General features: G+C 64.8%; 31 protein-coding genes and 1 riboswitch. Of the genes, 21 read left to right on the top strand and 10 right to left on the bottom strand.

What is annotated here, in order from left to right; translation table 11 throughout:
* Window positions 1–129 precede the first annotated feature (129 nt).
* The 4 genes from FJ417_RS23680 to FJ417_RS23695 all read right to left on the bottom strand — a co-directional run bounded on the left by FJ417_RS23680 (window position 130) and on the right by FJ417_RS23695 (window position 4,103).
* Entirely contained in the window at window positions 130–1,287 is a 1,158-nt protein-coding gene (locus FJ417_RS23680; protein ID WP_140785103.1) for a hypothetical protein, read from the bottom strand.
* A gap of 91 nt (window positions 1,288–1,378) precedes the next feature.
* Window positions 1,379–2,455 carry a glycosyltransferase family 2 protein gene (locus FJ417_RS23685; RefSeq protein ID WP_140785104.1) on the bottom strand — a complete coding sequence of 359 codons (1,077 nt, stop codon included), beginning with the start codon at window positions 2,453–2,455 and terminating at the stop codon, window positions 1,379–1,381.
* A 5-nt stretch (window positions 2,456–2,460) separates the two neighbouring features.
* Entirely contained in the window at window positions 2,461–3,378 is a 918-nt protein-coding gene (locus FJ417_RS23690) for a lysylphosphatidylglycerol synthase domain-containing protein (RefSeq protein WP_140785105.1), read from the bottom strand.
* A gap of 251 nt (window positions 3,379–3,629) precedes the next feature.
* Window positions 3,630–4,103, bottom strand: a complete 474-nt coding sequence (locus tag FJ417_RS23695) for a carboxymuconolactone decarboxylase family protein (RefSeq protein ID WP_140785106.1) — start codon at window positions 4,101–4,103, stop codon at window positions 3,630–3,632.
* A gap of 135 nt (window positions 4,104–4,238) precedes the next feature.
* Here FJ417_RS23695 and FJ417_RS23700 point away from each other — a divergent pair, with 135 nt between their 5' ends.
* From FJ417_RS23700 to FJ417_RS23710, 3 genes are read left to right on the top strand one after another with little or no spacing between them, the layout of a single operon-like run.
* Window positions 4,239–4,859, top strand: coding sequence for a TetR/AcrR family transcriptional regulator (locus FJ417_RS23700; protein ID WP_246677164.1), 621 nt, complete (start codon window positions 4,239–4,241; stop codon window positions 4,857–4,859).
* Window positions 4,860–4,891: 32 nt separating this feature from the next.
* On the top strand, window positions 4,892–5,521 hold the full coding sequence (locus FJ417_RS23705; protein ID WP_140785107.1) for a hypothetical protein: 630 nt from the start codon (window positions 4,892–4,894) through the stop codon (window positions 5,519–5,521).
* Window positions 5,522–5,579: 58 nt separating this feature from the next.
* On the top strand, window positions 5,580–6,428 hold the full coding sequence (locus tag FJ417_RS23710) for a 23S rRNA (adenine(2030)-N(6))-methyltransferase RlmJ (RefSeq protein WP_140785108.1): 849 nt from the start codon (window positions 5,580–5,582) through the stop codon (window positions 6,426–6,428).
* 13 nt (window positions 6,429–6,441) lie between these two features.
* On the opposite strand, the gene FJ417_RS23715 is transcribed toward FJ417_RS23710, so the two are convergent.
* Complete coding sequence (locus FJ417_RS23715) at window positions 6,442–7,197, bottom strand: helix-turn-helix domain-containing protein (protein ID WP_140785109.1); 756 nt, start codon at window positions 7,195–7,197, stop codon at window positions 6,442–6,444.
* 182 nt (window positions 7,198–7,379) lie between these two features.
* Here FJ417_RS23715 and FJ417_RS23720 point away from each other — a divergent pair, with 182 nt between their 5' ends.
* From FJ417_RS23720 to FJ417_RS23730, 3 genes are all read left to right on the top strand, one after another.
* Window positions 7,380–7,802, top strand: coding sequence for a VOC family protein (locus FJ417_RS23720; protein ID WP_140785110.1), 423 nt, complete (start codon window positions 7,380–7,382; stop codon window positions 7,800–7,802).
* A gap of 34 nt (window positions 7,803–7,836) precedes the next feature.
* Window positions 7,837–8,202, top strand: coding sequence for a DoxX family protein (locus FJ417_RS23725; RefSeq protein WP_140644514.1), 366 nt, complete (start codon window positions 7,837–7,839; stop codon window positions 8,200–8,202).
* A gap of 107 nt (window positions 8,203–8,309) precedes the next feature.
* A complete protein-coding gene (locus FJ417_RS23730; RefSeq protein ID WP_140785111.1) occupies window positions 8,310–8,762 on the top strand; it encodes a hypothetical protein in 453 nt (150 codons plus the stop codon).
* Between the two features lie 58 nt (window positions 8,763–8,820).
* Here FJ417_RS23730 and FJ417_RS23735 read toward each other — a convergent pair whose 3' ends face one another.
* The 3 genes from FJ417_RS23735 to FJ417_RS23745 form a co-directional block, all read right to left on the bottom strand.
* Window positions 8,821–10,071, bottom strand: a complete 1,251-nt coding sequence (locus FJ417_RS23735; protein ID WP_140785112.1) for an RNA polymerase sigma factor — start codon at window positions 10,069–10,071, stop codon at window positions 8,821–8,823.
* Window positions 10,068–10,472, bottom strand: coding sequence for a YciI family protein (locus tag FJ417_RS23740; protein ID WP_140644517.1), 405 nt, complete (start codon window positions 10,470–10,472; stop codon window positions 10,068–10,070). Before FJ417_RS23740 ends, FJ417_RS23735 begins: the two co-directional genes overlap by 4 nt.
* Window positions 10,473–10,617: 145 nt before the next feature.
* Window positions 10,618–11,208: a TetR/AcrR family transcriptional regulator gene (locus FJ417_RS23745; protein ID WP_140680075.1), complete on the bottom strand. Its 591-nt coding sequence runs from the start codon at window positions 11,206–11,208 to the stop codon at window positions 10,618–10,620.
* A gap of 102 nt (window positions 11,209–11,310) precedes the next feature.
* Between FJ417_RS23745 and FJ417_RS23750 the strand changes: the two genes are divergently transcribed.
* From FJ417_RS23750 to FJ417_RS23770, 4 genes are all read left to right on the top strand, one after another.
* On the top strand, window positions 11,311–11,841 hold the full coding sequence (locus tag FJ417_RS23750) for a DinB family protein (RefSeq protein ID WP_140785113.1): 531 nt from the start codon (window positions 11,311–11,313) through the stop codon (window positions 11,839–11,841).
* A gap of 411 nt (window positions 11,842–12,252) precedes the next feature.
* Window positions 12,253–12,615 carry a hypothetical protein gene (locus tag FJ417_RS33190; RefSeq protein ID WP_181181592.1) on the top strand — a complete coding sequence of 121 codons (363 nt, stop codon included), beginning with the start codon at window positions 12,253–12,255 and terminating at the stop codon, window positions 12,613–12,615.
* A 270-nt stretch (window positions 12,616–12,885) separates the two neighbouring features.
* Window positions 12,886–13,482 (top strand): glutathione S-transferase, encoded by a 597-nt coding sequence (locus FJ417_RS23765; protein ID WP_140785114.1) that lies wholly within the window; start codon window positions 12,886–12,888, stop codon window positions 13,480–13,482.
* A 130-nt stretch (window positions 13,483–13,612) separates the two neighbouring features.
* Window positions 13,613–13,981, top strand: coding sequence for a TfoX/Sxy family protein (locus FJ417_RS23770; RefSeq protein ID WP_140785115.1), 369 nt, complete (start codon window positions 13,613–13,615; stop codon window positions 13,979–13,981).
* 93 nt (window positions 13,982–14,074) lie between these two features.
* Here the strand turns inward: FJ417_RS23770 and FJ417_RS23775 are convergent, their stop codons facing one another.
* Window positions 14,075–14,722, bottom strand: a complete 648-nt coding sequence (locus tag FJ417_RS23775; RefSeq protein WP_140644522.1) for an outer membrane protein — start codon at window positions 14,720–14,722, stop codon at window positions 14,075–14,077.
* A gap of 413 nt (window positions 14,723–15,135) precedes the next feature.
* On the opposite strand from FJ417_RS23775, the gene FJ417_RS23780 reads away from it, so the two are divergent.
* From FJ417_RS23780 to FJ417_RS23810, 7 genes are all read left to right on the top strand, one after another.
* Window positions 15,136–15,900 carry an SDR family oxidoreductase gene (locus tag FJ417_RS23780; RefSeq protein ID WP_140644523.1) on the top strand — a complete coding sequence of 255 codons (765 nt, stop codon included), beginning with the start codon at window positions 15,136–15,138 and terminating at the stop codon, window positions 15,898–15,900.
* The gene (gene uvrC / locus FJ417_RS23785) at window positions 15,897–17,981 is read left to right on the top strand and encodes an excinuclease ABC subunit UvrC (RefSeq protein ID WP_140785116.1); all 2,085 of its coding nucleotides are present in this window, start codon (window positions 15,897–15,899) and stop codon (window positions 17,979–17,981) included. Before FJ417_RS23780 ends, uvrC begins: the two co-directional genes overlap by 4 nt.
* Before the next feature lie 324 nt (window positions 17,982–18,305).
* Window positions 18,306–18,902, top strand: a complete 597-nt coding sequence (gene pgsA, locus FJ417_RS23790) for a CDP-diacylglycerol--glycerol-3-phosphate 3-phosphatidyltransferase (RefSeq protein ID WP_040984724.1) — start codon at window positions 18,306–18,308, stop codon at window positions 18,900–18,902.
* Between the two features lie 5 nt (window positions 18,903–18,907).
* Window positions 18,908–19,165, top strand: coding sequence for a molybdopterin converting factor subunit 1 (moaD, locus tag FJ417_RS23795; protein WP_041001878.1), 258 nt, complete (start codon window positions 18,908–18,910; stop codon window positions 19,163–19,165).
* Window position 19,166: 1 nt separating this feature from the next.
* Window positions 19,167–19,646, top strand: coding sequence for a molybdenum cofactor biosynthesis protein MoaE (locus FJ417_RS23800; RefSeq protein WP_140785117.1), 480 nt, complete (start codon window positions 19,167–19,169; stop codon window positions 19,644–19,646).
* Between the two features lie 135 nt (window positions 19,647–19,781).
* On the top strand, window positions 19,782–20,195 hold the full coding sequence (locus FJ417_RS23805) for a YbaY family lipoprotein (protein ID WP_140785118.1): 414 nt from the start codon (window positions 19,782–19,784) through the stop codon (window positions 20,193–20,195).
* Window positions 20,196–20,373: 178 nt separating this feature from the next.
* On the top strand, window positions 20,374–20,643 hold the full coding sequence (locus FJ417_RS23810) for a hypothetical protein (protein WP_140785119.1): 270 nt from the start codon (window positions 20,374–20,376) through the stop codon (window positions 20,641–20,643).
* A 278-nt stretch (window positions 20,644–20,921) separates the two neighbouring features.
* Here FJ417_RS23810 and FJ417_RS23815 read toward each other — a convergent pair whose 3' ends face one another.
* Window positions 20,922–21,398, bottom strand: a complete 477-nt coding sequence (locus tag FJ417_RS23815) for a cupin domain-containing protein (protein ID WP_140785120.1) — start codon at window positions 21,396–21,398, stop codon at window positions 20,922–20,924.
* A 64-nt stretch (window positions 21,399–21,462) separates the two neighbouring features.
* On the opposite strand from FJ417_RS23815, the gene FJ417_RS23820 reads away from it, so the two are divergent.
* The 4 genes from FJ417_RS23820 (at window position 21,463) to FJ417_RS23835 (ending at window position 23,313) form a co-directional block, all read left to right on the top strand.
* On the top strand, window positions 21,463–21,918 hold the full coding sequence (locus FJ417_RS23820; protein ID WP_140785121.1) for a MarR family winged helix-turn-helix transcriptional regulator: 456 nt from the start codon (window positions 21,463–21,465) through the stop codon (window positions 21,916–21,918).
* Between the two features lie 40 nt (window positions 21,919–21,958).
* Window positions 21,959–22,021: riboswitch (Fluoride riboswitch) on the top strand.
* A 97-nt stretch (window positions 22,022–22,118) separates the two neighbouring features.
* Entirely contained in the window at window positions 22,119–22,511 is a 393-nt protein-coding gene (gene crcB / locus FJ417_RS23825; RefSeq protein WP_140785122.1) for a fluoride efflux transporter CrcB, read from the top strand.
* A gap of 18 nt (window positions 22,512–22,529) precedes the next feature.
* On the top strand, window positions 22,530–22,937 hold the full coding sequence (crcB, locus tag FJ417_RS23830) for a fluoride efflux transporter CrcB (RefSeq protein WP_246687530.1): 408 nt from the start codon (window positions 22,530–22,532) through the stop codon (window positions 22,935–22,937).
* Window positions 22,938–22,968: 31 nt separating this feature from the next.
* The gene (locus FJ417_RS23835; RefSeq protein WP_140679906.1) at window positions 22,969–23,313 is read left to right on the top strand and encodes a DUF190 domain-containing protein; all 345 of its coding nucleotides are present in this window, start codon (window positions 22,969–22,971) and stop codon (window positions 23,311–23,313) included.
* The last annotated feature ends 5 nt before the right edge of the window (window positions 23,314–23,318 follow it).

Genomic DNA, 23,318 nt, shown 5'->3' on the forward strand with positions numbered 1-23,318 from the left:
GCGCCTCGCTCCTTCTGCCACGCCGGCGATTGGCAAAGCCGGCGCGACATCCAATCTCCCCCCTCGTGGGGGAGATGTCCGGCAGGACAGAGGGGGGCGCTGTCCCGCCATCTTCTACAATATGCATGCTTAGCCCGACCCATTCCATTCGATATCCCGCGTCGAAGCCGACTGCAGGCTGACCCGCTCGCGCAATGCCACCCGTGCAATCTCCGCCAGCGCCGGCCATTGCGCCTTAACCGGCGCTGAATCTTCCGTCCAATTGAGCAATTCCTTGCCCTCGCGCATCGCCTTTCGGAATCCGCCAAGCCCTCCCGAACGCAGCGCCGCCGGCAATCCGTAAATCCACATCGCAAGCCGCACCGTTTGCGGGGCGGTGACGTCGGGCGCGACTTCCTGACCGTCGCCGAGCACGGCATCCACAAAGCGCGCCGGATCGCGGAAGAAATGCAGGCCACTCACGGCGCGTGGGTTGCATTCGAGCGGCAGCACGCGGCCACGCGCCTCGCGCATCAGGTCGAAGGAGATCTGCCCGGTCCATGCGGTGCTGGCGACGATGCGCTCGACCAGATCGCGCGCCGCATCGTCCTCGACCCGCTCGAAGAAGATACCGGCGCCTTTGCCGGCGCGGTAGAGCGAGCGGTAGAGCGCAAGCGCCTTGAGCCTGCCTTCTAGCGCCACCGCATAGGCGCTGATCTCCTTGCCCTCGACAAAACGCTGCGCCACCCAGGGCATGGCGGCCGAGGGCGCGATCGCATCGAGCGCTTCGGGCGGCGGACGCAGCAGCACATGGCTGGCAAAGCGCGACCAGACCGGCTTGAACGCCAGCTCGCGAGAGCGGCCGCGCACGACCTCCATATCGCCACGCGAGCTGAGCAACGTCGTTTCCGGCACCTCCAGCCCGAGCCGTTCGGCGAGCCGGATGAAGCTGTGCTTGTTGTGGACCTCCGCCAGCAGCTCGATATCGGGTGCGAACAAAAGCGCCGGCATGCTCCTGCCGCGCCAGGCAAGCGCAAGGTGAAAGACCTCCTCGCAGGTCGGGACGACGAGGCTGATGCCCTCGGCCCGGATCAGCTTCTCGACCGCCTCGGCATAGGCTTGCGGCTCGAAGCGCGGCGGCGGCAGCCGGCAATAGCGCGCGCAGGCCTTGCTCGCCGCCGCGATGGGCCGCGCCGGCGTGTCGGCCAGGATCACCCTATGGCCCGCGCCATGGAAAAGGCGCGCCAGATGCAGCGCAACCGGCGCCCGCGCCCCGGTAATCAGGATGGATCCGTCAGCCCCCGGCATCGCTCATTCGCGTCGTTCCCGTCGCGAAAAATCGTGCGCGAAATCGGCGTGGTTGGCAACGCGGGCAGCGATCGATGCCGGAGCGGCAAGATCATTTCTTACGCGGCTTCGCCTTCTCGGTCGCCGGCTTGCTCGGCCAGTGCCAGCCGTCGCCCTCGCCATGCGCGGGCTGCGGCCGCGCCACATAGGCGAGCGCGCCATTGGCCTCGAGATAGACGCGCGACAGCATCTCGGCGAGCACGCCCGACGTCACCGCCTGCAGCCCGGCGATCACCAGGAAGAAGCCGGTGATCAGCATCGGCCTGGTGCCGATATCCTGTCCCAACAAAACCTTGATCGCAAACAGATAGGCAAGAATCAGCGAGCCGAGCACGCCGAGCACGATGCCGATGCCGCCGAAGAAATGTCCGGGTCGCGTGCGGTAGCGCAGGAAGAAGAACATGAAGACGAGATCGAGCACCACGCGGAAGGTGCGCGAGATGCCATATTTCGACTGGCCGTGGATGCGTGCGTGATGCGTCACCACTTCCTGGGCGATGCGGCGCGGCGTCGTCACCGTCGCCAGCCACGCCGGTATGAAGCGGTGCATCTCGCCATAGAGCCGCACGCTGCGGATGACGCTGCCACGAAACACTTTCAGGCTGCAGCCATAGTCCTTGAGCTGCACGCCGGTGACGCGCGCGATCAGCCTGTTGGCGATGCGCGAGGGCAAGCGGCGCATCCAGAAACCTTCCTTGCGGTCCTTGCGCCAGCCGGCGACGAGGTCGAGATCCTCGGTCAGCAGGCGGTAGACCATGCGTGGAATGTCGAACGGGTCGTTCTGCAGGTCGCCGTCCAGTGTCGCGATGACGTCGCCGCGCGCGGCGTCGAGGCCGGCCTGCATGGCCGCGGTCTGCTTGTAGTTGCGCACCAGTTCCACGCCATGCACATGCGGCCCGTATTGAGCCGCCAGCCGGCGGATCTCGGCGGGTGTGGCGTCGGTGCTGCCGTCGTCGACCAGCACCACTTCCCAGGGCTGGCTGTAATTCTCCATCGCCTGATGGATGCGGACGAGCAGCGGCTCGACATTGTCAGCCTCGTTATACATCGGGATGACGATGGAGAGCTTGTGCTCGGGCATGACGGCGCCCTCGGGCAGTCCCGATGCGGGAATGGGAAGCACGTTCATGGCGGTCATTTCCTTGCCGGTCCTGCCGTCGGGGTTTCCGGCAGCGTCGATTTCGAGGGGAACAGCCAGGCGATCGCACCGGTTGCGACCGCCGAGCAGAGGATGAAGAGATGCAGCGCCAGCGCCGCCTGTAGGCCATCCTTCATGGCAATGCCGGAATAGAGCAACGCGGCTGCGGCGCCCGCCTCATAGGTGCCGAAGCCGGCGACGCCCTGCACCGGCAGGATGGCCGCGGCTTCCGCGCCGACGGCGCCCGGAAAGGCGGTCTGGAAGGAGATGTTGAGCAGCATTGCGAGCAGCCATCCCTGCACGCCGAGCTTCAGCGCCCAGTTGGCGATCGTCCACCACCAGCCATAGCGTGAGCGTCCGGTCGCTTCGGTGAAGATATCGCGCAATTTGCCGAGCTTCGAGACGATCCTGCCGCCAGTGGTCCAGTTATGCGGCGCGCGCGCCCAGCGCGGCAGATACCATGCGGCGGCGATCAGCGCCGCGATGCCGGCGGCCCTGAGCGCCGGATGCAGGCCCGGCCAGACCAGGCAGGCCAGCACACCGACGACAAAAGCGTCCTGCAGCCGAAACCAAAGCAGCGAAGCGCTGGCGCGCACGATCGAGACGCCGAACACCTGGCGCAAGAGGATCGGGAAGGCCGTCTCGCCGCCGCGGAACGGCACGACGTTGATCATCGCATTGTGGATCAGAATGACGCGAAGCACGGCGCCGAAGCGGCCGTTCACATCGTCGCGAAACTCGTCGCAGACACGCAGCGCCCTGAGCAGATAGGTGACGAACAGCGCCGCCGCCACCGCCACGAAAGCGCCGGGCGTGATGGAGGCGAAAGCATCGCCCACCATCTTCCAGCGCTGGTCGCTGGCAAGCCATGCCAGCAGCGCCAGAGTGACGATTATCGATATCGCTCGCTTCAATCAGGGTCTCCAATGGGCCGCCCGGCCGGGGCGGAAAGCGCTATCCGAAGGCCTGCAAAGCGGCAACTCTCGAATGTCGGCCCGGCCGGCGGCGGTCCGATATCGGTGCCGGCGTTTTTCAAGGCGCTGTTCCTATAGAGCAGCGGCGGCGGCGAATCCACAAGCTTGGTTGGAGCGTCGATCGAGGCGGCGAAAGGCGGGCGGGGTTCGCGCCCGCCCGCTTTGCCGGATAAGCTATGCCGGGATAAGTCTTACTGCCCGGCCATCTCTTTCTTGAACTGGTCGAAATCGACCTGCATGCCGTTGAAGATGGTGCTCCAGTGGCGTGTCAGCGCGGCCATCGCGACGGCTTCCTGGATCTCCTCGTCGGTGGCGCCGGCGTGCTTGGCGTTCTCGGTGTCCGACCAGATACAGTAGCTGCACGGGATCTGCGCGGCGACCGCCAGCGAGATCAGCGACTTCTCCTTCGGCGTCAGCGCCGTTTTGTCGCTGAGCTCGATGGCCTTGACCTCGGCCCAGGCGCCGGGCAGACCGGCTTTCGGGAACTGTTTCACGAAGCTCGGCACTCCGCCCATCGTCGACTGGATGTCCTTGAGGGCGGCGTCGTAGTCATCGGCCCGGGCGGGCGCGGAAGCCAGGGCAGTGGCAAACACGCTCGCGGCGGCGATGAGCGAGGCGGAACGAAGGCAGGAATGCACGGTTGAGACGATGCGAATGACTGACATGATCTTCTCCTCTGGTTTTTGTTAGCCTTACGTTGTAAGGTGTGTGGAAGATGAACCTTACAGTGTAAGTTGTCAAGCGCCGCCATGGATGCACAGAGCAAAAAAAAGCGACCCCGGGGAAAGCTCTCCCGCGAGATGATCGAGGACGCCGCCTTCGAGGTGATCGAGCGGGAAGGGCTTTCCGGCTTTTCGATGCGCAAGCTCGCCGCCAGGCTCGGCTGCGAGGCGATGAGCATCTACCACCACTTCCCCTCGCAGGCGCATCTGTACGAGTCGCTGGTCGACCGGCAGATGAGCAGGCTTGTCATCCCTGACGACAGCCTGCCGTGGCGCGAGCGGGCGCGTGTCGGCATGCAGGAATTCCGCCGCGTCGCCACCGAGCACCCGGCCTTCGCGCCCTTCATCGTCGTCTATCGCATGAACTCGCCGCCCTGCCTCGCCAAGCTCAACGCCATCATCGGCCTGTTCGAGGATGGCGGTTTCGGCCCCGAGCTCAGCGCCCGCCTGTTCCGCGCCGCCGGCTATTATCTGATGGGGGCGATCCTCGACGAGACGGCCGGCTACGCCAAGGGGCCTTCGGCGGTCACCACCGTCAGCGACGAGGAACTGGCGCGCGACTATCCGAGCGTTATTAAGGCCGGCGCCTATTTCGGCGCCAGCGGCTTCGACAAGACTTTCGAGCTTGGCCTGGAAATGTTTCTGGACGAGATGGAGCGGGTCCGCGAAGCTGCCCGAAACGAACCCGCCAAAAAATAGCGGCGATCTCGCCCAGAAAACCAAGGCTCTGAATGCGCTTCCTCTGTGTCCTTCTCCTCATCGCCGGTGCCGCCATCGGCATCTTCTATCCCTGGGCGATGAGCAATTTTTCCGGCCATGCGATCGGTACTTACCGCGTCTATGAGGGCGGCCGCTTCCGGCCGGTCACCGTGCAACTCGCCGCAAGCGACGCGCCGGTGCGGGTGCTGGTCGACTTGACAGCGCGGGCCGAACGGGTCGCTGGCCAGCAGCGCACGGTGCTGACGCTGACCGCGGCGAACGGCGGCCGCACGGTGCTGGCGTCGGCGCTCTCCTTCAACCACACCGACAATCCCCGCCAGGCGAGCCCGCAACTGCCCGACAAGATCTTTCGCGACGAGGGCGGCGTCATCGATAGGGTCACGCCCGGTCCTTATGTGTTCACCGTCGGCCCCGGCGATGCCGACGGCATCGACATGCGCGCGGTCGATCTCATCCTGCGCGCCGGCACCGGCTCGATCGACGAACGCGCGCAGCCGGCCGGCTATACGCTGATGGGCGTCGGCCTTGCCGGACTGGCGCTGTCGCTGGTCTTCGGGCGCCGCGGCGGAGGCGATCCGCAGAATCCCAATTCGCAGCCGCCACCGCCACGCTGGGGCCGCAACGGTTCGCCACGAGCATGATGCCGAAAAGTGTGAAGCGGTTTTCGGTCGACATCATGCTCTCTAGAGGTAGGCGCGCATGAATTATCGCCACGCCTACCACGCCGGCAATTTCGCCGATGTCGTCAAGCATGCCGTGCTCGCGCGCCTCGTCGAATACCTCAAGCAGAAGGATAAGGCGTTTCGCGTCATCGACACCCATGCCGGCATTGGCCGCTACAACCTTGCCTCGGTGGAGGCAGGCAAGACCGGCGAATGGCAGGGCGGCATCGGCCGGCTGGCCGAGGCGACGCTCGAGCCGCGGGCGGCGGCGCTGCTTCAGCCCTATCTGGAGGCGGTGCGCGCGCAAAATCCCGACGCCGGCCTCAAGCACTATCCCGGCTCGCCGCTGATCGTGCGACATCTCCTGCGCAACCAGGACCGGTTGACGGCGGTCGAACTTCACCCCGAGGATGCCGCACGGCTGAAATCCGTCCTCGTCGGCGATTTCCAGGCGAGGGTGATCGAGCTCGACGGCTGGCTGGCGCTGGGCGCGCAACTGCCGCCGAAGGAGAAGCGCGGCCTCGTCCTCATCGATCCGCCCTTCGAGGAGGAGGGCGAGTTCTCCAGGCTCGTCGATGGCCTGCTGAAGGCGCATCGGCGCTGGCCGGGCGGCATCTACGCGCTCTGGTACCCGATCAAGGATCGCAGGGCGGTGACCGCTTTCCGCGCGGCGCTGAGGGAGACCGGCATTCCAAAACTGCTCGACATTGCCTTCGATATCCGGCCTGCCTCAGACGAGCCCAGCCTCGACGGCAGCGGGATGGTGGTGGTCAATCCGCCCTACACGCTGGAAGGCGAATTGAAGGTGCTGTTGCCCGCCCTTCACAAGGCGCTTGCTCTCCGGCAGCCGTCGCGATGGACGCTTGATTGGCTGGCGGGCGAGTAGGGCGACCGCGCGCCTAAGCCAGCGCCGTAGGGGTCACACCGGTCAGCCGCCGGCTTTCGCGGATCAGATGCGCCTGGTCGGCATAGCCGGCCTCGATGGCGAGCAGCGCGGTCGAAGCTTCGCCCTGCTGCCGTTGCAGGCGCCGGAACCGGTGGAAGCGCAAGATGCGGTCGAGCGTCTTCGGGCCATAGCCGAAGGCGTCCTCGAAGCGGCGTCGCAGCGTCCGTTCGCTCATATGCAAATGGCGCTGCAGGAAGGGAACCAGCGGCGTTTCCGGCGACAGGCCCTCGTCGAGGACACCAAAGGCCCGGCCCATCCGCGGGTCCAGCGCATCGCGGCCCTCGGTGTGCATGCCCACCGTCTCTTCCAACTGCCGCAGCATGGCCGGCAGATCGGTCGCAGCGTTGATGCGATCCGACAGTTCGCGGGCACGCGTGCCCCATAACTCCTGGAGGTCCAGCCGCCCGCCGACGATTTCGCTGGCCGGCACGCCGAGCCAGCCGGCGGCCGCGCCCGGCCGGAAGCGGAAGCCGACGATCACCGCGCCGGCGGCAGGAGTCTCGATCTGTGGCTCCCTGTCCGGCCCGGCAACGCGGAAGCGGCCGTCGATCCATTGCAGGTCGATCGTCGCGTCAGGCGTGATGACGATGGGCGGGGCGGCGCGCTCGTCCATGCGGTGGACCCAGATCGCACAGAAGGCATCGGCCAGGCCTTTGCCAGCGGGCCGTTCCTGGAAGAAGCCGGTTGTCTGCGCCAGGACCGGTTCCATCTCTTCTCCGATCTGCTCCGGCGGATGCCGGATCGGTGCGACGGTCAATTTTGGCCGAAATCTTCAAGGCCGGCCACTTCATCCATGGCAGAACAGACGCAGCCTGATGGCGCCCATCGGCGCGTTTGCCAACCAGATCCGATTTCGGATGTTGGTTTCGAATATAGAAAGGAGTGAGAGAAATGAAAGCTCGCATCACCGTATTGACGCTCGGCGTCGACGATCTGGAAGCGTCGCTCAAATTCTATCGCGACGGCCTCGGCCTGCCGACCGAAGGCATCATCGGCCGGGAATTCGAGCATGGCGCCGTCGCCTTCTTCGAGCTCGCCGGCGGCCTGAAATTCGCCATCTACGAACGCGCCAACATCGCCTGGGATGCCACGGTGCCGCAGAGCGGCCGCAGCCCGACCGAATTGACCATCGGCCACAATGTCGGCAGCGAGGCCGAGGTCGACGCCGTGATGGCCGAGGCCGTCAAGGCCGGGGCGCGCGTGGTCAAGCCGGCGCAAGAAACCTTCTGGGGCGGCTATGCCGGCTACTTCCAGGATCCCGACGATCATCTGTGGGAGGTCGTCTATAACCCGGCCTTCGTCCCCGAGGACTGAGCGGAGCGAAGCAGATCATCGAGGGGAGGCCGCCATGCCTGGTCAAACCGTTCAAGCGCTTGGCGCTCTCCTCATCGGTGGCGTGTTCGTCTTCGCCGGCATCGAACATTTCCTGAAATTCGGGGCGATGCGCGGCTATCTGGCCGCGCAGAAATTTCCGGCTCCGGCCTTGATGCTGGCCGCCGGTTCGGCGGTCGAGATCGTTGCGGGTTTCCTGCTTGCCGTTGGCATGGCCCGGCCCTTCGCCGCCGGCGCGCTGGTCATCTTCACGCTGGCGACGAACGCGATGCTGCTGCGTTTCTGGGCCAGCGAGGAACCGGAGCGCCAGGTGCTGCGCAACGCGTTCCTGATCAACATCGCGGTCATCGGCGGGCTGCTGCTTGCCGGCACTCTTGGTTAGCTGGTCAAGTCTGGAACGAAGTTTTGCGGAAACCATTGTTTTCGCGACCGCTTGACCGCCGCCAAGCGAATCCGCACAGTGTGCGGAACCGACCTTGAGAGGCTGTCATGACTCGCTTCGCCCGTTCCGCCCTTGCCGCGCTGGTTGCGCTGTCCACTCCCTTTGCCGCTCCGCTGGGCTTCACCCAGGCGGCGCAGGCCGCAGACCTTTCCGTCTACAGCGGCGACGATGGCAGCGTCTGCGGCGAAAGCTGGGTGCTGAGCAAGATCACCGACCGCTTCTCCTACCAAGTGCATCACGTGCCGCACCTGCCGGATGTCGCGATCACAGATTTCCGCAACATCCGCCAGCACCGCTACGAGCCGGCGAGCGACGAATGGCCGATCGGCCGCCACTATTGCCGCGCCACCGTCAACCTGTCGGACGGCCGCGACCGCTCGATCTTCTACCTGATCGAGGAAGGCCAGGGCTTTGCCTCGATCGGCGACAATGTCGAATTCTGCGTCTCGGGCTTCGACCGCTGGCTGGTTTATAACGGCCGCTGCCGCGTGCTTAGGTAAATTTTCCGGCTGATAGGCAGGCCGGAGGGGCGCTGTCCCGCCGGCCTATCCTTTTCTCTCAACCATCACCGTCACCAGCCCGCGCCAGCAGCAGCGCGCGCTCCCGCTCATTTGCTGTCAGCTCGGCGGCGCGGCGGAATTCGGCGCGGGCCTCCTCCATCCGTCCGAGCCTCGCCAGAAGGTCGCCGCGCACCGTGGGCAAGAGGTGCGACTCTTTCAGCCGCAGTTCGTCCCGCAGCGCATCGGCGATGGCCAGCCCTTGCGCCGGTCCGAACGCCATGCCGGCGGCGACCGCCCGATTGACCTCGACGATGGGCGAGGGCGCCGCCAGCGCGAGCACCTGGTAATAGGCGGCAATGGCGATCCAGTCGGTGTCGGCCGCGCTCACCGCGCGGGCATGGCAGGCGGCGATCATCGCCTGCAGCTGATAGGGACCGGGCGTCGGCGTGAGCGCCATCGCGCGTTTCAATCGGTCGAGGCCGCGCCGGATCAGCGACCAGTCCCAGCGGCCGCGGTTCTGGTCGAGCAGCAGGATCGGATTGCCGGCTCCGTCGGTGCGGGCGCCGAAGCGCGAGGCGCCGAGTTCCATCAGCGACAGCAGTCCGATCGCCTCCGGTTGCTCCGGCATCAGCGTCGCCAGCAGGCGGCCGAGGCGCAGTGCCTCGTTGCCGAGATCGGCGCGCAGCCAGTCCGGTCCGGAGGACGTGACATAGCCTTCGTTGAAGATCAGGTAGATCACCTCCAGCACAGCAGTCAGGCGCTCGCGCCGCTCTTGCCCGCGCGGCGTCTCGAAGGCGATGCCGGCGTCGCGCAAGGTCCGCTTGGCGCGCACGATCCGCTGGGCGACGGTAGCCTCGGGCACCAGGAAGGCGCGCGCGATCTCCGGCGTCGACAGTCCGCCCAGCATCCGCAGCGCAAGCGCCGCGCGCTGCTCTGCCGGCAGCACCGGATGGCAAGAGGTGAAGATCAGTCGCAACAGATCGTCGTCGATATCCTCGTCGAGCGCCGCCTCGATGTCGGGCATGGCGCACTCCAGCTCGGCGAGATCGACGGCCAGCTGCCGATGCTTGCCGTCGATCAGCACGGTGCGGCGCAGCCGGTCGAGCGCGCGGTTCATGGCGACCCTGGTCAGCCAGGCGGCCGGGTTGTGCGGAATGCCGTCGCCGGGCCAGCGCTCCAGCGCCTCGACAAAGGCATCCTGCACCACCTCCTCGGCCAGCCCGACATCGCGCAGGGTGCGGGTGAGCCTGGCGGCGAGTTTCGGCTGCTCGATCCGCCAGACCGCTTCGACCGTTGCAGTCGTGGTCAATCCTTGAGCTCGTCGAACCCGTCGACGACCTTCTGGACGTCCTCGGGAAAATCGTTCATCTCGAAAACGCGCCGGACCTCGATCACGTCGTTTTCTCCGGCGGGGCAGCGGCGTGCCCATTCGATGGCTTCCTCGGGCGAGCGCACGTCGATCATCCAATAGCCGCCGAGCACTTCCTTGACCTCGGCGAACGGGCCGTCGGTGACGGCTGGCTTGCCGCCATTGAAGGAAACCCGCGCGCCCGAGGACGGCGGATGCAGCCCGTCGAGCGCAAGCAGCACGCCGGCCCGCTTCAGCTCTTCATTGTATTTCATCATCGTCGCCACGGCCTCGGCTTCGGGCCTGACGTCGGGAGCCGCGGTCGCGTAGCCGCCGGGGATCATCAGCATCATGAAACGCATCTTTGTGTTCCTTCGGTTTGCAGAATGCGATGATACGACGAACGGCGATCGTGGGAATCGACAGTCGATACGAATTTAATTGCGATGCCGGCAACCGAGGAGGCGCGGGCATGCGGCCGGCGCCAGCCTGTCTGCCGTGGCTGCCTCAGGCTGCCCTGCCGCCCGATACGTAAGCCTCGATCAGCTCGACCAGTTGCCTCTGCAATTCCGGCGCGTCGAGCATGTTGCGCCGCGCCGCGTTGTGGATCACGCCCTCGATCGCCGAGGAGAGTACGCGCGCCATCGTCTCGGTATCCTTGCGGCGCTTGCGGTACTGCGCGACGGCCGCCGCGTAATGTTCGAGATAGCGCGTCTGGAACGAGGCATGCGCGGCACGCGAGCCGCGGTCGCCGGGCGCCTCGTCGAGCAGCACCTGGTGCAACGTCGGATGGATCGAGTGGGCGCCGATCATGCCGCGCACCAGCTCGCGCGCGAATTGCCTCAGCGGCTTCTCGTCGGCCGCCGCTTCGCGAATCACCGACAGCACATGATCGAAGTGACGGCGCCGGATCGCTTCGACCAGAGCGAGCTTGTCGGGGAAATATTGATAGAGCGAGCCGATGCTGACGCCTGCGGCCTCTGCCACCTTGTTCGTGGAAAAGCCCGCCCAGCCGAGCTCGCTAAGAACGCGAGCACCGGCTTCGATGATCGCCTCGACGGTGGCGATCGAACGCGCCTGGCGCGGCTGCTTGCGCATGCGCGCGGCCGGCTTTGCAATGCGAGTAGACATGCTGGCCCGTCTCCCGAGAATATAAACAGGATACTCACATTCATTTCACCAACGCAAATGGGCCGGAACATGAGCGCCAAGACCTTGCTGAAGAGCCTGCTTGTCTATCAGGCCTGGGCGAATGATGAGCTCGCGGGAAAGCTTGCGGGGATGGATCCGTCCCGCGACCCCGAGGAGCGGCGCGCCGCGATCCACCTGATGAACCATATCCATGTCGTGTCGCGGATTTTTGCCGCGCATCTGAGGGGCGTCGCCCATGGCTATGCGAGCGACAATACGCCGGACACGCCCGAACCGCGCGCGTTGCGCGTCGCCTTGGCCGAGATCGACGGCTGGTATCTCGACTATCTTGAAACCGTTGCGGAGCAAGAGCTTGCCGACCCGGTCGCCTTCACCTTCACCGACGGCGACAGGGGCTGCATGACGAGGCAGGAGATGCTGACCCATATCGTCTTGCACGGCAGCTACCATCGCGGCGAGATCGGCCGCATGCTAGCCAGGATCGCGCACTCGCCGCCCTGGGACACCTACGCCGTCCATCTGCACCGGGTCGAGCCGGCGCGCCGCCTGCAGCACGGACGCCAACCGGCGGGCGCTTGATTGTGGCGCCTGAATATGAGCCTTAAGCTCACTTTAAAGCGCTCAAGCTTTGGCCGTCGCGCATGGCCGGTTCATCTGTAGATGTTTCTGCTGGACAAGATGAAGTCGACCTCCGACGGCCTCTTGTCTATTATGAGCACTCTGCTCACATTGTGATGCAAGGTTATGCCGCCGGTCGGTGGAGGATCGGGCGATAGAAGCCGCACGAAAATCTGTGGGCCGGGCCGTCACTTCGAAAGTGACAGATTCGCTCACAATTTTTCAATGAGATGCATCTTCGAGCGTTTCGTGTAACCAAAATTCAATAACTGAAAATCATTGTGTTGCTTCGCTGGCTAGACAGTCGCGAGTCAGATATGCATAGACACGCCGGGTCACTCACGACCATCGGCAAAACGCAAGGGGCATCGCATGGCAAAGACGACAACCAAGGCGCCGGCGGCGAAAGCGCCGGCAAAGAAGCCGGCAGCTAAGGCTGCCGCGAAACCTGCAGCAGTGAAGAAGGCAGCGGCCAAGCCCGCCGCCAAGGCTCCGGCCAAGGCAGCGGCGAAGGCTGTGGCTAAGCCCGCCGCCAAGAAGCCGGTGGCGAAGGCAGCGGCCAAGCCCGCCGCCAAGGCCGCGGCAAAGCCGGCGGCCAAGCCTGCCGCCAAGAAGCCGGCAGCCAAGGCCGCGGCCAAGCCCGCCGCCAAGGCTCCGATGAAGGCCGCCGCCGCCAAGGCACCGGCCGCTGTCAAGAAGGCAGCTCCGGCGAAGAAGCCGGCCGCCAAGAAGTAATCGCGTAGCTTCGCTCGCGAACCGCAACAGGTGAGGGCGGGTGCCACCTTGGCACCCCTCTCGCCAATTCGGTGTAAGAGCGAGCGGAGTCGGAGCGGGCGCTCCTCCTAAAGCTCTCGGAAATTTTGCCGCCAGGCAAAACGTCCGGGAGCTTTTTCTTTGGGGTGCCTGCGCCGGCAAGATGCATTGGCCAATCCGGATTGCCCGGCTGGCCGTTGCCCTTCGGATCCCGATCGGTCAACAGTGCCGTAAACAACTGGGAACCCGATCATGCCGAAACTGCTCTACGCTTCCACGTCGCCCTACAGTTCGAAGGTCCGCATGGCGGCCGCCTATGCCGGCATCGCGATCGACCTCGTGCCGGTCAAGACGGAGGACAAGCCCGCCGATCTGATCTCGGCCAATCCGCTCGGCAAGATCCCGGCGCTGGTGCTGGAGGACGGCCGCTCCATCCATGACAGCCGCGCCATCACCCAGCATCTCAACCGGCTGTCGAGGAACGCGCTCTTCCCGCGCAATCCGGACAAGCGGCTCGCGGCGGAAGTTCTCGAGGCGCTGGCCGACGGCATCTGCGACTGCGCCCTGTCGATGGTCTACGAGCGCCGCACGCGGCCGGAGGCGATGGTCTACCAGCCCTGGCTCGACCGCCAGTGGACCAAGATCGCCACCGCGCTCGACTTCATCAACGCCAACCCGCCGAAGCTGCCGAAGAAGATCACCGCCGGCCACATGGCGCTGCGTGCCGCCCTCGGCTATCTCGCGTTGCGCTTTTCCGGCCAATGGGAGAAAGGCCGCAGCCGGCTCGTGCGCTGGGCCGCGAGGTTTGACGAGAAGTTCCCGGAGCTGAAGGCAAGCGTGCCGGGGTGAGAACTGCCAATCTCCCCCTTTGCGGGGGAGATCAGCAGCTTCGCCGCTGCACTTCTCCATAACGCCGCCCCCACTTGAACCCCATTCCCTTCCATGCTTGCCTGGCATCACCCAAGTCGGAGTGGTGAAGATGGCAAAGCCCTCAACCAGCGCCGCGCCGGATCCGATGGTCGCACGCCTGCGCGCCGCCCTCGGTCGACGCGCCTTCACCGAGCAGGAGATGTTCGGCGGCACCTGTTTCATGATCAACGGCAACATGCTGATCGGCACCTCGAAGCGCGGGCTTCTGGTACGCGTCGGCAAGGGCGCGCATGCGGCCGCCGCGGCACTTCCTCATGCAAGCGCGATGGAGATGGGTGGACGCTCGATGGAAGGCTATATCCGTGTCGCGTCCGAAGGGACGGCAACCGACGCCGATCTTGCCGGTTGGCTCGGCCGCGCATTGGCTTTCGTCGAGACGCTGCCGGCGAAGGCGAAACTGCCGAAGCGGTCGAAATGAGGACGACTGGGGAGCTCGCAGCCCTTCCGTCTTCCACGGACACAAAAAAACCGGGCGCAAGGCCCGGCTTTTCCGTGTCGTGGCTTTTACGACTTAGAACTTCATACCGACGCCGAACGTGACGCGGTTGTCCGAAGACTTGACCTTGCCCGTGTCGCCGAAGTTCTTGCTGCCGTAGTCGGTGTAGCGATACTCGACGCGGCCGAACACGTTGTCCGTGATCTTGATGTCGGTACCGGCGCCGGCGGTCCAGCCGAGCATGGCCTTGCTGTCGTTCACGCCGGTGACGCTGTCGTCGATCTTCTGGTTCTTCGCAGCGAGACCACCCGTGCCGTAGAGCAGGATTTCCGGGGTCACGGCATAGCCGAGGCGCGCGCGCAGCGAACCTTCGATGCCGGTCTTGGCCGAAAGGCCGTTGTCCGAACCCTTGGTGCCGTTGTAGCCGAGGTCGGCTTCAGCACCGTAGACGAAGTTATCCTGCTGCCAGTTGTAGCCGCCGAAAACGCCGCCGATGAAGCCCTTGGTCTTGGCGTCGACGCCCGGGGCCTTCACATGGCCGCCGAAGCCGTAGCCGAGATTGATACCGGCATAAGGGCCGGCCCAGGAAGCAACCGGAAGCTCGGCAACCGGGGCGGGAGCCGGCGGCTCCTCGGAAACGACGTCGGCCGCGAAGGCGGTACCACCAAGGGCGAACAGCCCGAGCGCAGCAGCGAGCGGCGCGAATTTGAGATTGGTCTTCATTGTTATACTCTCCTTAAGCCACAAGACACTTAGGCTTGTTTGTTCATGAAACGCCCCGGCCCGTCCGGGGGGATAAACGGGCTTGGCGCTCAACGGTTCCAAATGTCGTGCTGAAATGCGGCTGAAGCGAACCTGAACTTGGGTCATATCCCGGCGCGAATGAGGCCGAAAGTTGACGTTGCATCTTCGCAACAGCGAATGTCAGCAGGCTAAATATGTTGCGCTGCACACCGCTTGGTTCAAGGGGTCCAGCGACATATATTGCCGGGAGCGGTGCCCCGAATCCGGCGGGGTGGAAGCGCGTCCGGGCCGCTTCGCCACATTCTTGCCCCAGGTGGAAATGGCATTTAACGCTTGGCCCGTCATATTGTGCCGGCTTCCCGGAATCGTGAAGCCGATTGAGGATTGACAAGATGAGACAAGCCACGGCTGTCGCGCTGGTGACGGGTGGAGCAAGACGGATCGGCAAGGCGATCGTCGAGGACCTTGCCGCCAATGGCTTTGCTGTCGCCATCCACGCCAACCGGTCAAGCGACGAGGCAGAGGCGCTGGCGGAGAAGATCGCGGGCGAAGGCGGCCGCGCCGCCATGGTAGCGGCCGACCTCACCGACATGGAAGCCGTGGGCGGCCTTGTCGGTCGCGCGCAAGCGGTGCTCGGACCTGTCACGCTGCTGGTCAACAACGCTTCCCTGTTCGTCGACGATCGTGTCGAGGATTTCGACTGGCAGGCCTGGGATCGCCACTTCGCCATCCATGTGAAGGCGCCGGCGCTTCTGGCGCAGGCCTTTGCCCGCGCCCTGCCTGAAGGCGAAGAGGGGCTGATCGTCAACATCATCGACCAGCGCGTCTGGCGGCCGACGCCACGTTATTTCTCCTATGCGCTGTCGAAATCGGCGCTGTGGACGCAAACCGAGATGCTGGCCCAGGCGCTCGGGCCGCGCATCCGCGTCAATGCCATCGGTCCTGGCCCGACGCTGAAGAACAAGCGACAGGACGACGATGATTTCGGCAAGCAGGTCGACGGCCTCATTCTGAAGCGCGGCCCGCAATTGCCCGAATTCGGCGCCACGATCCGCTATCTCTGGCAGGCGCGCTCGGTGACCGGCCAGATGATCGCGCTCGACGGCGGCCAGCATCTTGCGTGGCAGACGCCCGATGTGACAGGCATGGTGGAATGAGTCCCGCAGCCCAAAGACATAAAAGAAACGGCGCCGCCGACGATCTGCCGCCCGATGTCGATCTCGACATCGAGGACGAGGCGGCGGAGGAGATCGTCGAGCCGGAGACGATCCCGACCGGGCCTGACGTCGCCTTCACGGCCATAGACTGGACGCCTCATGCCGGCGACGCCGACGGCATGGTCGGCGCCGAGGTGATCCAGACCTTCGTCAAGCGGCTGCCCAACCAGCCCGGCGTCTACCGCATGATGAACGCCGCCGGCGACGTGCTCTATGTCGGCAAGGCGCGCAGCCTGAAGAAGCGCGTCACCAACTATGCTCAGGGGCGGTTCCACACCGCCCGCATCGGCCGCATGGTGCGCGAGACGGCGACGATGGAGTTCGTCGTCACCCGCACCGAGATCGAGGCGCTGCTGCTGGAGGCCAACCTCATCAAGCGGCTCAGGCCCCGCTTCAACGTGCTGATGCGGGACGACAAGTCGTTCCCTTACATCCTCTTGACCGGCGACCATGTCTCGCCCGGCATCTACAAGCATCGCGGCGCGCGCTCGCGCAAGGGCGACTATTTCGGCCCTTTCGCCTCGGCCGGCGCGGTCGGGCGCACCATCAACTCGCTGCAGCGCGCCTTCCTGCTTCGAAGCTGCACCAACTCCTTCTACGAGAACCGCACGCGGCCCTGCCTGCTCTACCAGATCAAGCGCTGCGCCGGTCCCTGCACCGGCGAGATCTCGCATCAGGGCTATGCCGAGCTGGTCGAAGAAGCGAAGGATTTCCTTTCCGGCCGCAGCCAGAAGGTGAAGACCGAAATCTCGGCCGCCATGCAGCAGGCCTCGGAGGAGCTCGATTTCGAGCGCGCCGCCATCTATCGCGACCGTCTTGCGGCGCTCTCGCATGTGCAAGCGCATCAGGGCATCAACCCGCAGACGGTGGAAGAGGCCGACGTCTTCGCCATCCACCAGGAAGGCGGCCAGACCTGCATCCAGGTGTTCTTCTTCCGCACCGGCCAGAACTGGGGCAACCGCGCCTATTTCCCCAAGGCCGATCCGGCGCTGGAGCCGGCGGAGGTGCTGGGTTCGTTCCTGGCGCAGTTCTATGACGACAAGCTGCCGGCACGCGCGCTGCTGCTGTCGCAGACCGCGCAGGAGCAGGAACTGCTCGCCGAGGCGCTCTCGACCCATGCCGGCCGCAAGATATCCATCTCGGTGCCGCAGCGCGGCGAGAAGAAGGACCTGACCGACCATGCGCTGCAGAACGCGCGCGAGGCACTCGGCCGCAGGCTGGCCGAGACCTCGACCCAGGCGCGTCTGCTCAAGGGTTTTGCCGAGACCTTCGGCCTGGAAAAACCGCCGGTGCGCATCGAGGTCTACGACAACTCGCACATCATGGGCACCAATGCGGTCGGCGCCATGGTCGTCGCCGGGCCGGAGGGGTTCGTGAAGAACCAGTACCGGAAATTCAACATCCGCTCGACCGAGATCACGCCGGGCGACGATTTCGGCATGATGCGCGAAGTGATGCAGCGGCGCTTTTCGCGGCTGCTCAAGGAACATGGCGACGTTCAGCCCGGCCCGGCGGTCGAGGACGAAACAGGCGAGGAGGATCTGGTCGCCGGCAATGGCGGCTTCCCGGCCTGGCCGGACGTCATCCTGATCGACGGCGGCCAAGGCCAGATGACGGCGGTGCGCCAGATCCTCGCCGATCTCGGCGTCGAGGACCGGGTGGTGGCCATCGGCATCGCCAAGGGCCCGGACCGCGACGCCGGCCGCGAGCGCTTCTTCGTCAAGGGCAGGGACTCCTTCATGCTGCCGGTGCGCGATCCGGTGCTCTATTTCGTCCAGCGCCTGCGCGATGAGGTGCACCGTTTCGCCATCGGCTCGCACCGGGCGCGGCGCAAGAAGGAGATGGTCAAAAGCCCGCTCGACGAGATCGCCGGCATCGGCCCGGGCCGCAAGCGCGCCCTGCTGCTCGCCTTCGGCACCGCCAAGGCGGTCAGCCGCGCCGCGGTCGGGGACCTGGTCAAAGTCGACGGCATTTCCGAGCATGTGGCGAAGCTGGTCTACAATCACTTCCACGAGAGCTGAGAGGGCTAGGGTCGGGCACGGAAGGTTGAAGAGACTTGCGCTGGCTAACTTTAGTCAGAAGATTGGCGGAGAACCCCGCGCCTTCGTTATCCTAGGGTCTGCGCGTCCGCTTCGCTCCCGCTCCGCCCGTGGATGACGAACGCACAGAGACCTCCGCTAACTCGAAGGTCCGCGATAGCTCGCCCTGGCGATCAGACGTCTGCATCGTCCTTGTTCTCGACGCATCCGTGGCATTTTTCCCTGTCCAATCGAATCTCGCCTGTTGACCCCCTACATTCGCTTCTGATTTGAGTACGTCTGGCGGAGGAGATTTCCCGAGACAACATGGCACAACGCGCGTTCAACCTGCCGAACATCCTCACCTATGCCCGCATCGTCGCGGTGCCGCTGGTCGTGCTGTGCTTCTTTCTCGAGGGGCATCTGAAGTCGTCCGACTTCGCCCGCTGGTCGGCGCTGGTCATTTTCCTGCTGGCCTCCATCACCGATTACTTCGATGGCTATTTCGCGCGCGCCTGGCAGCAGACCTCCAACATCGGCAAGATGCTGGATCCGATCGCCGACAAATTGCTGGTCGCCACCTGCCTGCTCCTGCTTGCCGCCGACACCGACCGCCATGGCGGCATCGCCGGCTGGTCGCTCTGGGCGGCCATCATCATCCTGTGCCGCGAGATCCTGGTTTCGGGCCTGCGCGAATATCTGGCTGCCTTGAAGGTGTCGGTGCCGGTGACCCAGCTCGCCAAGTGGAAAACCACGATCCAGATGGTCGCCATCGCCTTCCTGCTGGTCGGCCCGGCCGGCGACAAGATCTTTCCGCTGACCACCCAGATCGGCCTGGTGCTCTTGTGGGTCGCGGCGCTCGTCACGCTCTACACCGGCTACGACTATTTCCGCGCCGGCCTCAAGCACATCATGGACGAGTGAAGACAATGTCCACGAAGCTCATCTATTTCGCCTGGGTGCGCGAGCGGATCGGCAAGCCGGAAGAGGACGTCGAATTGCCTTCCGGCATCGAGACGGTCGCCGATCTGCTGCGCTGGCTGAAGTCGCGCGGCGAGGAGTATGAGAACGCGCTGCAATACCCCGACGTCATCCGCGTCGCCATCAACCAGGAACATGTCGGCCACCGCGAGAAGATAGCGGGCGCGCGCGAAATCGCGCTGTTTCCGCCGATGACCGGGGGTTGAGATGGTCGGCGCGGTAGTGCCCGCCATCCGCATCCAGCGCGAGGATTTCGACGTCGCCGCCGAGATCGCCGGCCTGACCGGGGGCCGGGCCGATATCGGCGCCGTGGTCACCTTCTCCGGCCTTTGCCGCGACGAGCAGGGTGCGCTGTCGGCGCTCGAGCTCGAGCACTATCCGGGCATGGCCGAGGCCGAGATCGGCCGCATCGCCGCGCAAGCCCTCGAGCGCTGGCCGCTGCAGGGGCTCACCGTCATCCATCGCCATGGCAAGATAGCGCCGGGCGAAAACATCGTGCTGGTGGTCGCGGCCTCGTCGCACCGCCAGGCGGCCTTCGAGGCGGCGAATTTCCTCATGGATTACCTGAAGTCGCGCGCGCCCTTCTGGAAGAAGGAGCATCTCGCCGACGGAACTCAAGGTGGCTGGGTCGAGGCCAAGGAAGCCGACGATCACGCCGCGGACCGCTGGAAGAAACAGGGCGAATAATGCATGTCGCCCAGAAGTGTGCAGCGGTTCTGGGGCAACGACATGCGTCAGAAAAAAACTCCCGTTCGGCCATCGAACGACCGCAATCCTTCCCAAGCTTGCCAATCGGTTTGATTTGCTTGGCGGAGCAATCTCATGCTGGACGGGATCGCGGAGTTCTTCATCTTCGGGCTGGTGCCGCTGGTCGTCGGCGTGCTTGCCGTGCCGGAAATGACCAATGCCGGCGAAAAGACGATTGCGGGCGAGGTGACCTATCGCGAACGCGTCGCCCTGCCACCCGATGCCGTGCTCGTGGTCGAGCTCGCCGACGTCTCGCTGGCAGACGCACCGGCGACCGTGATCGCCAAGCGCAGGATAGCGCCCACCGGCCAGGTGCCGATCAAATTCGACATCGGCTTTGACCCCAAGGCTATCCAGAAGGGCCGGACCTACGCGCTGCAGGCCCGCATCACGGTCGGCGAGCGGCTGATGTTCATCCCTGATACTCGTCATCAGGTCGATCCGCTGGACGGCAAGCCGCAGACGGTTTTGCTGAAAATGGCGCACTGACGTCGTGCGCCGCGCCTGACCGCGCGACTTTTCCGCCTCGAAACCGTGTTCGCCGGAATAAGCCGGCAACGCCAGGCGTTGACTTATGCAGATGGCGGGCAGGCAAAGGGACGATGTCCCTTCACTTAACCGCCAGACCGAAGGCGCGGATCGATCTGGCACTCAAAGGAGACCAGATATGAAAAAGCACACGCTCTTTCTCGCAATCACAAGCATATCGCTGATCGCCTTGGCCGGTTTTGCCAGGGCGGACGATCACCTGTTCAACGCCACGCAGCACGGCCTCAGCCCCGACAGCCAGCCTTTCCAGACCAACAAGGCCGGCCACAGCGGCGACCTTGCGCCTGGACAGGGCAGTCCGTTCGCCGGCGAGGAGACGAAGACGCCGTCTACCGATACCGAGGCGGCGAACGCCCATGCGAATGTGAAAGACCGTCAAGCCAAATGACGTCTGCCCGCCGGGGGGGGCCGGCGGGTCTTAAGAGCAATTCCAGGAAAGTGGGACGCGGTTTTCCGTCCGGAATTGCGTGAAACAAAGAGATATTCGCCGTTTCCAGGAAATGGTGAAACGCTCTAGCATGCCGGACCGCGTCAACAGCGCGAATAAAAATCCCGTTCGGCCATCGAACGACCGCTATCCTTCCCAAGCCTGCCGGTTTGATTTGCTTGGCGCGAGTTGAGGTCTGTCCCGGTTCCATTCAGCCCAGTTCGATTTGCGGCATGCGCTCAAGCCTGCGGCGTCGCCGCTGGTGTCAGGCCGAAGCGGCGCATAAGGTCCATGATCCTCGCCCGGTCCGGCGGGCCGCCGGCGCCAAAAATGGCAAAGGCCTCGCGGAAATAGTCCGGGCTGATCGCCGCGGGTGTGACCACGCACAACACTTTGGCGGTTTCCGCGGTGTTGTTGTCGAAGCGATGGACCGCGCCGCGCGGAATGCAGAGAGCCTGTCCCACCCCGACCTCGTGTCTCTGGCCGTCGACCGTGAGCGTCAGCACGCCCTCGATGCCGTACATCGTTTCTTCGTAGTGGTCGTGGCTGTGCGCCGGGGCGAGCAGCCGCTGCGAGCCGGGCACGGTCAGTTCGAAGGCCGCGATGCTGCCGTTGGACTGGTCGCCGGTGAGCAGGAAGCGAATGGCGAGGCCGCCGTCATCGCCGATCGTTTCTTCCGCTGGATTGACGCGCACATTGCTGGCTTTCCCTAGCATTCCATCCTCCCATGTGGTAAATCGAATTTACCGAAATGAGTAAACTCAATTTACCAGCATGTCAATGCCCCAATCCACGGACGATCCTCCGCAAAAACCGCCATTGATCGGCGCGCTGTTGCGCGTGCCGGCCTTGGCCATCCACCGCAAGCTGATCAGGGATTTGCGGGCATCCGGCTTCGACGATTTGAGCCCGCCGCATATGGCCGTGATCCAGTATCCAGGACCGGACGGGATGCGCCCCAGCGCGCTTGCCGAGCGGGCCGCGATGAGCAAGCAGGCCATGAACCAGTTGCTGAAGACGCTGGAAGGGATGGGCTACATCACCCGCAGCGCGGCGCCTGACGATGCCGGTGGGACCGTCGTGAACTTCACCGACAGGGGCAGGGCCGCTTACCAGAAGATGGCGGACATCCTGCTCGATATCGAGCGGGAATGGGCCGAGGAGCTTGGGCCGAAGCGCTTCCAGGAATTGAAGACGCTGCTCGGCGATCTCTGGGACACGCCGCTGATCCGCTGAGGGCACCAATTGACCGCGCCGCCTCGACTCCCTAGGCTCCCTCGAAAATGGGGATGGGGTTCCCCCGAAACCGCCCTTATGGGCTGATGACTCCTGCCAGGCGTGCTCTCGCGCGGCAGGATTTGTTTTCCCGCTCGCATCATGCCTGATTTCGTGAAGTGGTTCCGATGCGGAATCGCGTTTGGAAAGGCATTGAAGCGATGACCCTTGCGGCTTGCGCCCTGGTCCTGATTGGCGGTTTCCTCGGCGGCATTTCCCGCTTTTTCCTCTCCGGCGTGGTCGGCCGTGCCATCGGCGAGACCTTTCCCTGGGGCACGTTGCTGGTAAACGTCTCCGGCGCCTTGGCCATCGGCGCCTTCGCAGGCGCGGCGCGGGCTGCCGGCGGCGTATTCGCCGGCGATCTCATCCGCGACCTGATCGTCGTCGGCCTGTTCGGCGGCTACACCACGGTGTCGTCCTTCTGCCTGCAGACGCTCAACCTGGCGCTCGACGGCGAGGGGCGGCTCGCAGCCTTCAACGTCGTCGCTTCGTCGGTTCTGTGCGTGCTGTTCGTCGCGCTCGGCTTCTGGGCCGTCGCCTGGGTAGTGGGCTGAGCGATGATGGACAGGCAGATGACGATGCGGCTTTATCTGGCGGTCGGTTGTGGCGCGGCGATCGGCTCGCTGGCCCGCTTCCTGTCGAGCTATGTCATCGTCTCTCTGCTCGGCATGAACGCGCTTTGGTCGACTGCTTTCGTCAATGTCGTCGGCTCGTGGGTCATCACGGCCTTCGCCACGCTGACCGGGCCGGACGGGCGCCTGATGGTCGGCCCGGCCAGCCGCAATTTCGTCATGGCCGGCTTCTGCGGCGGCCTCACCACGTTTTCGGCGATGAGCCTCGATACATTTATCCTGCTGTTCGAGGGCGACTGGCCGCTGGCCGCGACCTATCTCATCAGTGTGGTCGGCCTGTCGCTCGCCGCGGCGTGGCTGGGCTATCTCATGGCGTCCAGGCTCAACCGCTTACCGGTCGAGAGGTGATTGGGCCAACAGGCGATAAGGGAGGAAAAACATGGAACTTCCCACGCAATGCGCGCTGCTCAGGATCTTCTTCGGCGAGGACGACAGAGCAGCCGACGGCAAGCCGCTGCACGAGGCGATCGTCATCAAGGCGCGCGAGACCGGCATGGCGGGCGCCACGGTGCTGAGGGGCCCGCTCGGCTTCGGCCGCTCGAGCGTGCTGCACACTGCCAAGATCCTGCGCCTGTCGCAGGATCTGCCGATCGTCGTCGAGATCGTCGACGCGCCGGAGAAGATCGATGCGCTGATCCCTGAGATCAAGGCGCTGACCAGGACGAAGAGCTGCCTGATCACAAGGGAGAAGGTCGAGGTCATCCGCTACGGCGATGGCGACTGAACCCA

Source organism: Mesorhizobium sp. B3-1-7, from assembly GCF_006439385.1.
In the GTDB taxonomy this organism is placed as follows: domain Bacteria; phylum Pseudomonadota; class Alphaproteobacteria; order Rhizobiales; family Rhizobiaceae; genus Mesorhizobium.

Coding starts and splice junctions, on each gene's coding strand:
- FJ417_RS23680 (WP_140785103.1), bottom strand. CDS start 1,287: ATGCCGGGGGCTGACGGATCCATCCTGATTACCGGGGCGCGGGCGCCG.
- FJ417_RS23685 (WP_140785104.1), bottom strand. CDS start 2,455: ATGAACGTGCTTCCCATTCCCGCATCGGGACTGCCCGAGGGCGCCGTC.
- FJ417_RS23695 (WP_140785106.1), bottom strand. CDS start 4,103: ATGTCAGTCATTCGCATCGTCTCAACCGTGCATTCCTGCCTTCGTTCC.
- FJ417_RS23700 (WP_246677164.1), top strand. CDS start 4,239: ATGATCGAGGACGCCGCCTTCGAGGTGATCGAGCGGGAAGGGCTTTCC.
- FJ417_RS23705 (WP_140785107.1), top strand. CDS start 4,892: ATGCGCTTCCTCTGTGTCCTTCTCCTCATCGCCGGTGCCGCCATCGGC.
- FJ417_RS23710 (WP_140785108.1), top strand. CDS start 5,580: ATGAATTATCGCCACGCCTACCACGCCGGCAATTTCGCCGATGTCGTC.
- FJ417_RS23715 (WP_140785109.1), bottom strand. CDS start 7,197: ATGGAACCGGTCCTGGCGCAGACAACCGGCTTCTTCCAGGAACGGCCC.
- FJ417_RS23720 (WP_140785110.1), top strand. CDS start 7,380: ATGAAAGCTCGCATCACCGTATTGACGCTCGGCGTCGACGATCTGGAA.
- FJ417_RS23725 (WP_140644514.1), top strand. CDS start 7,837: ATGCCTGGTCAAACCGTTCAAGCGCTTGGCGCTCTCCTCATCGGTGGC.
- FJ417_RS23730 (WP_140785111.1), top strand. CDS start 8,310: ATGACTCGCTTCGCCCGTTCCGCCCTTGCCGCGCTGGTTGCGCTGTCC.
- FJ417_RS23740 (WP_140644517.1), bottom strand. CDS start 10,472: ATGCGTTTCATGATGCTGATGATCCCCGGCGGCTACGCGACCGCGGCT.
- FJ417_RS23745 (WP_140680075.1), bottom strand. CDS start 11,208: ATGCGCAAGCAGCCGCGCCAGGCGCGTTCGATCGCCACCGTCGAGGCG.
- FJ417_RS23750 (WP_140785113.1), top strand. CDS start 11,311: ATGAGCGCCAAGACCTTGCTGAAGAGCCTGCTTGTCTATCAGGCCTGG.
- FJ417_RS33190 (WP_181181592.1), top strand. CDS start 12,253: ATGGCAAAGACGACAACCAAGGCGCCGGCGGCGAAAGCGCCGGCAAAG.
- FJ417_RS23765 (WP_140785114.1), top strand. CDS start 12,886: ATGCCGAAACTGCTCTACGCTTCCACGTCGCCCTACAGTTCGAAGGTC.
- FJ417_RS23770 (WP_140785115.1), top strand. CDS start 13,613: ATGGCAAAGCCCTCAACCAGCGCCGCGCCGGATCCGATGGTCGCACGC.
- FJ417_RS23775 (WP_140644522.1), bottom strand. CDS start 14,722: ATGAAGACCAATCTCAAATTCGCGCCGCTCGCTGCTGCGCTCGGGCTG.
- FJ417_RS23780 (WP_140644523.1), top strand. CDS start 15,136: ATGAGACAAGCCACGGCTGTCGCGCTGGTGACGGGTGGAGCAAGACGG.
- uvrC (WP_140785116.1), top strand. CDS start 15,897: ATGAGTCCCGCAGCCCAAAGACATAAAAGAAACGGCGCCGCCGACGAT.
- pgsA (WP_040984724.1), top strand. CDS start 18,306: ATGGCACAACGCGCGTTCAACCTGCCGAACATCCTCACCTATGCCCGC.
- moaD (WP_041001878.1), top strand. CDS start 18,908: ATGTCCACGAAGCTCATCTATTTCGCCTGGGTGCGCGAGCGGATCGGC.
- FJ417_RS23800 (WP_140785117.1), top strand. CDS start 19,167: ATGGTCGGCGCGGTAGTGCCCGCCATCCGCATCCAGCGCGAGGATTTC.
- FJ417_RS23805 (WP_140785118.1), top strand. CDS start 19,782: ATGCTGGACGGGATCGCGGAGTTCTTCATCTTCGGGCTGGTGCCGCTG.
- FJ417_RS23810 (WP_140785119.1), top strand. CDS start 20,374: ATGAAAAAGCACACGCTCTTTCTCGCAATCACAAGCATATCGCTGATC.
- FJ417_RS23815 (WP_140785120.1), bottom strand. CDS start 21,398: ATGCTAGGGAAAGCCAGCAATGTGCGCGTCAATCCAGCGGAAGAAACG.
- FJ417_RS23820 (WP_140785121.1), top strand. CDS start 21,463: ATGCCCCAATCCACGGACGATCCTCCGCAAAAACCGCCATTGATCGGC.
- crcB (WP_140785122.1), top strand. CDS start 22,119: ATGACCCTTGCGGCTTGCGCCCTGGTCCTGATTGGCGGTTTCCTCGGC.
- crcB (WP_246687530.1), top strand. CDS start 22,530: ATGACGATGCGGCTTTATCTGGCGGTCGGTTGTGGCGCGGCGATCGGC.
- FJ417_RS23835 (WP_140679906.1), top strand. CDS start 22,969: ATGGAACTTCCCACGCAATGCGCGCTGCTCAGGATCTTCTTCGGCGAG.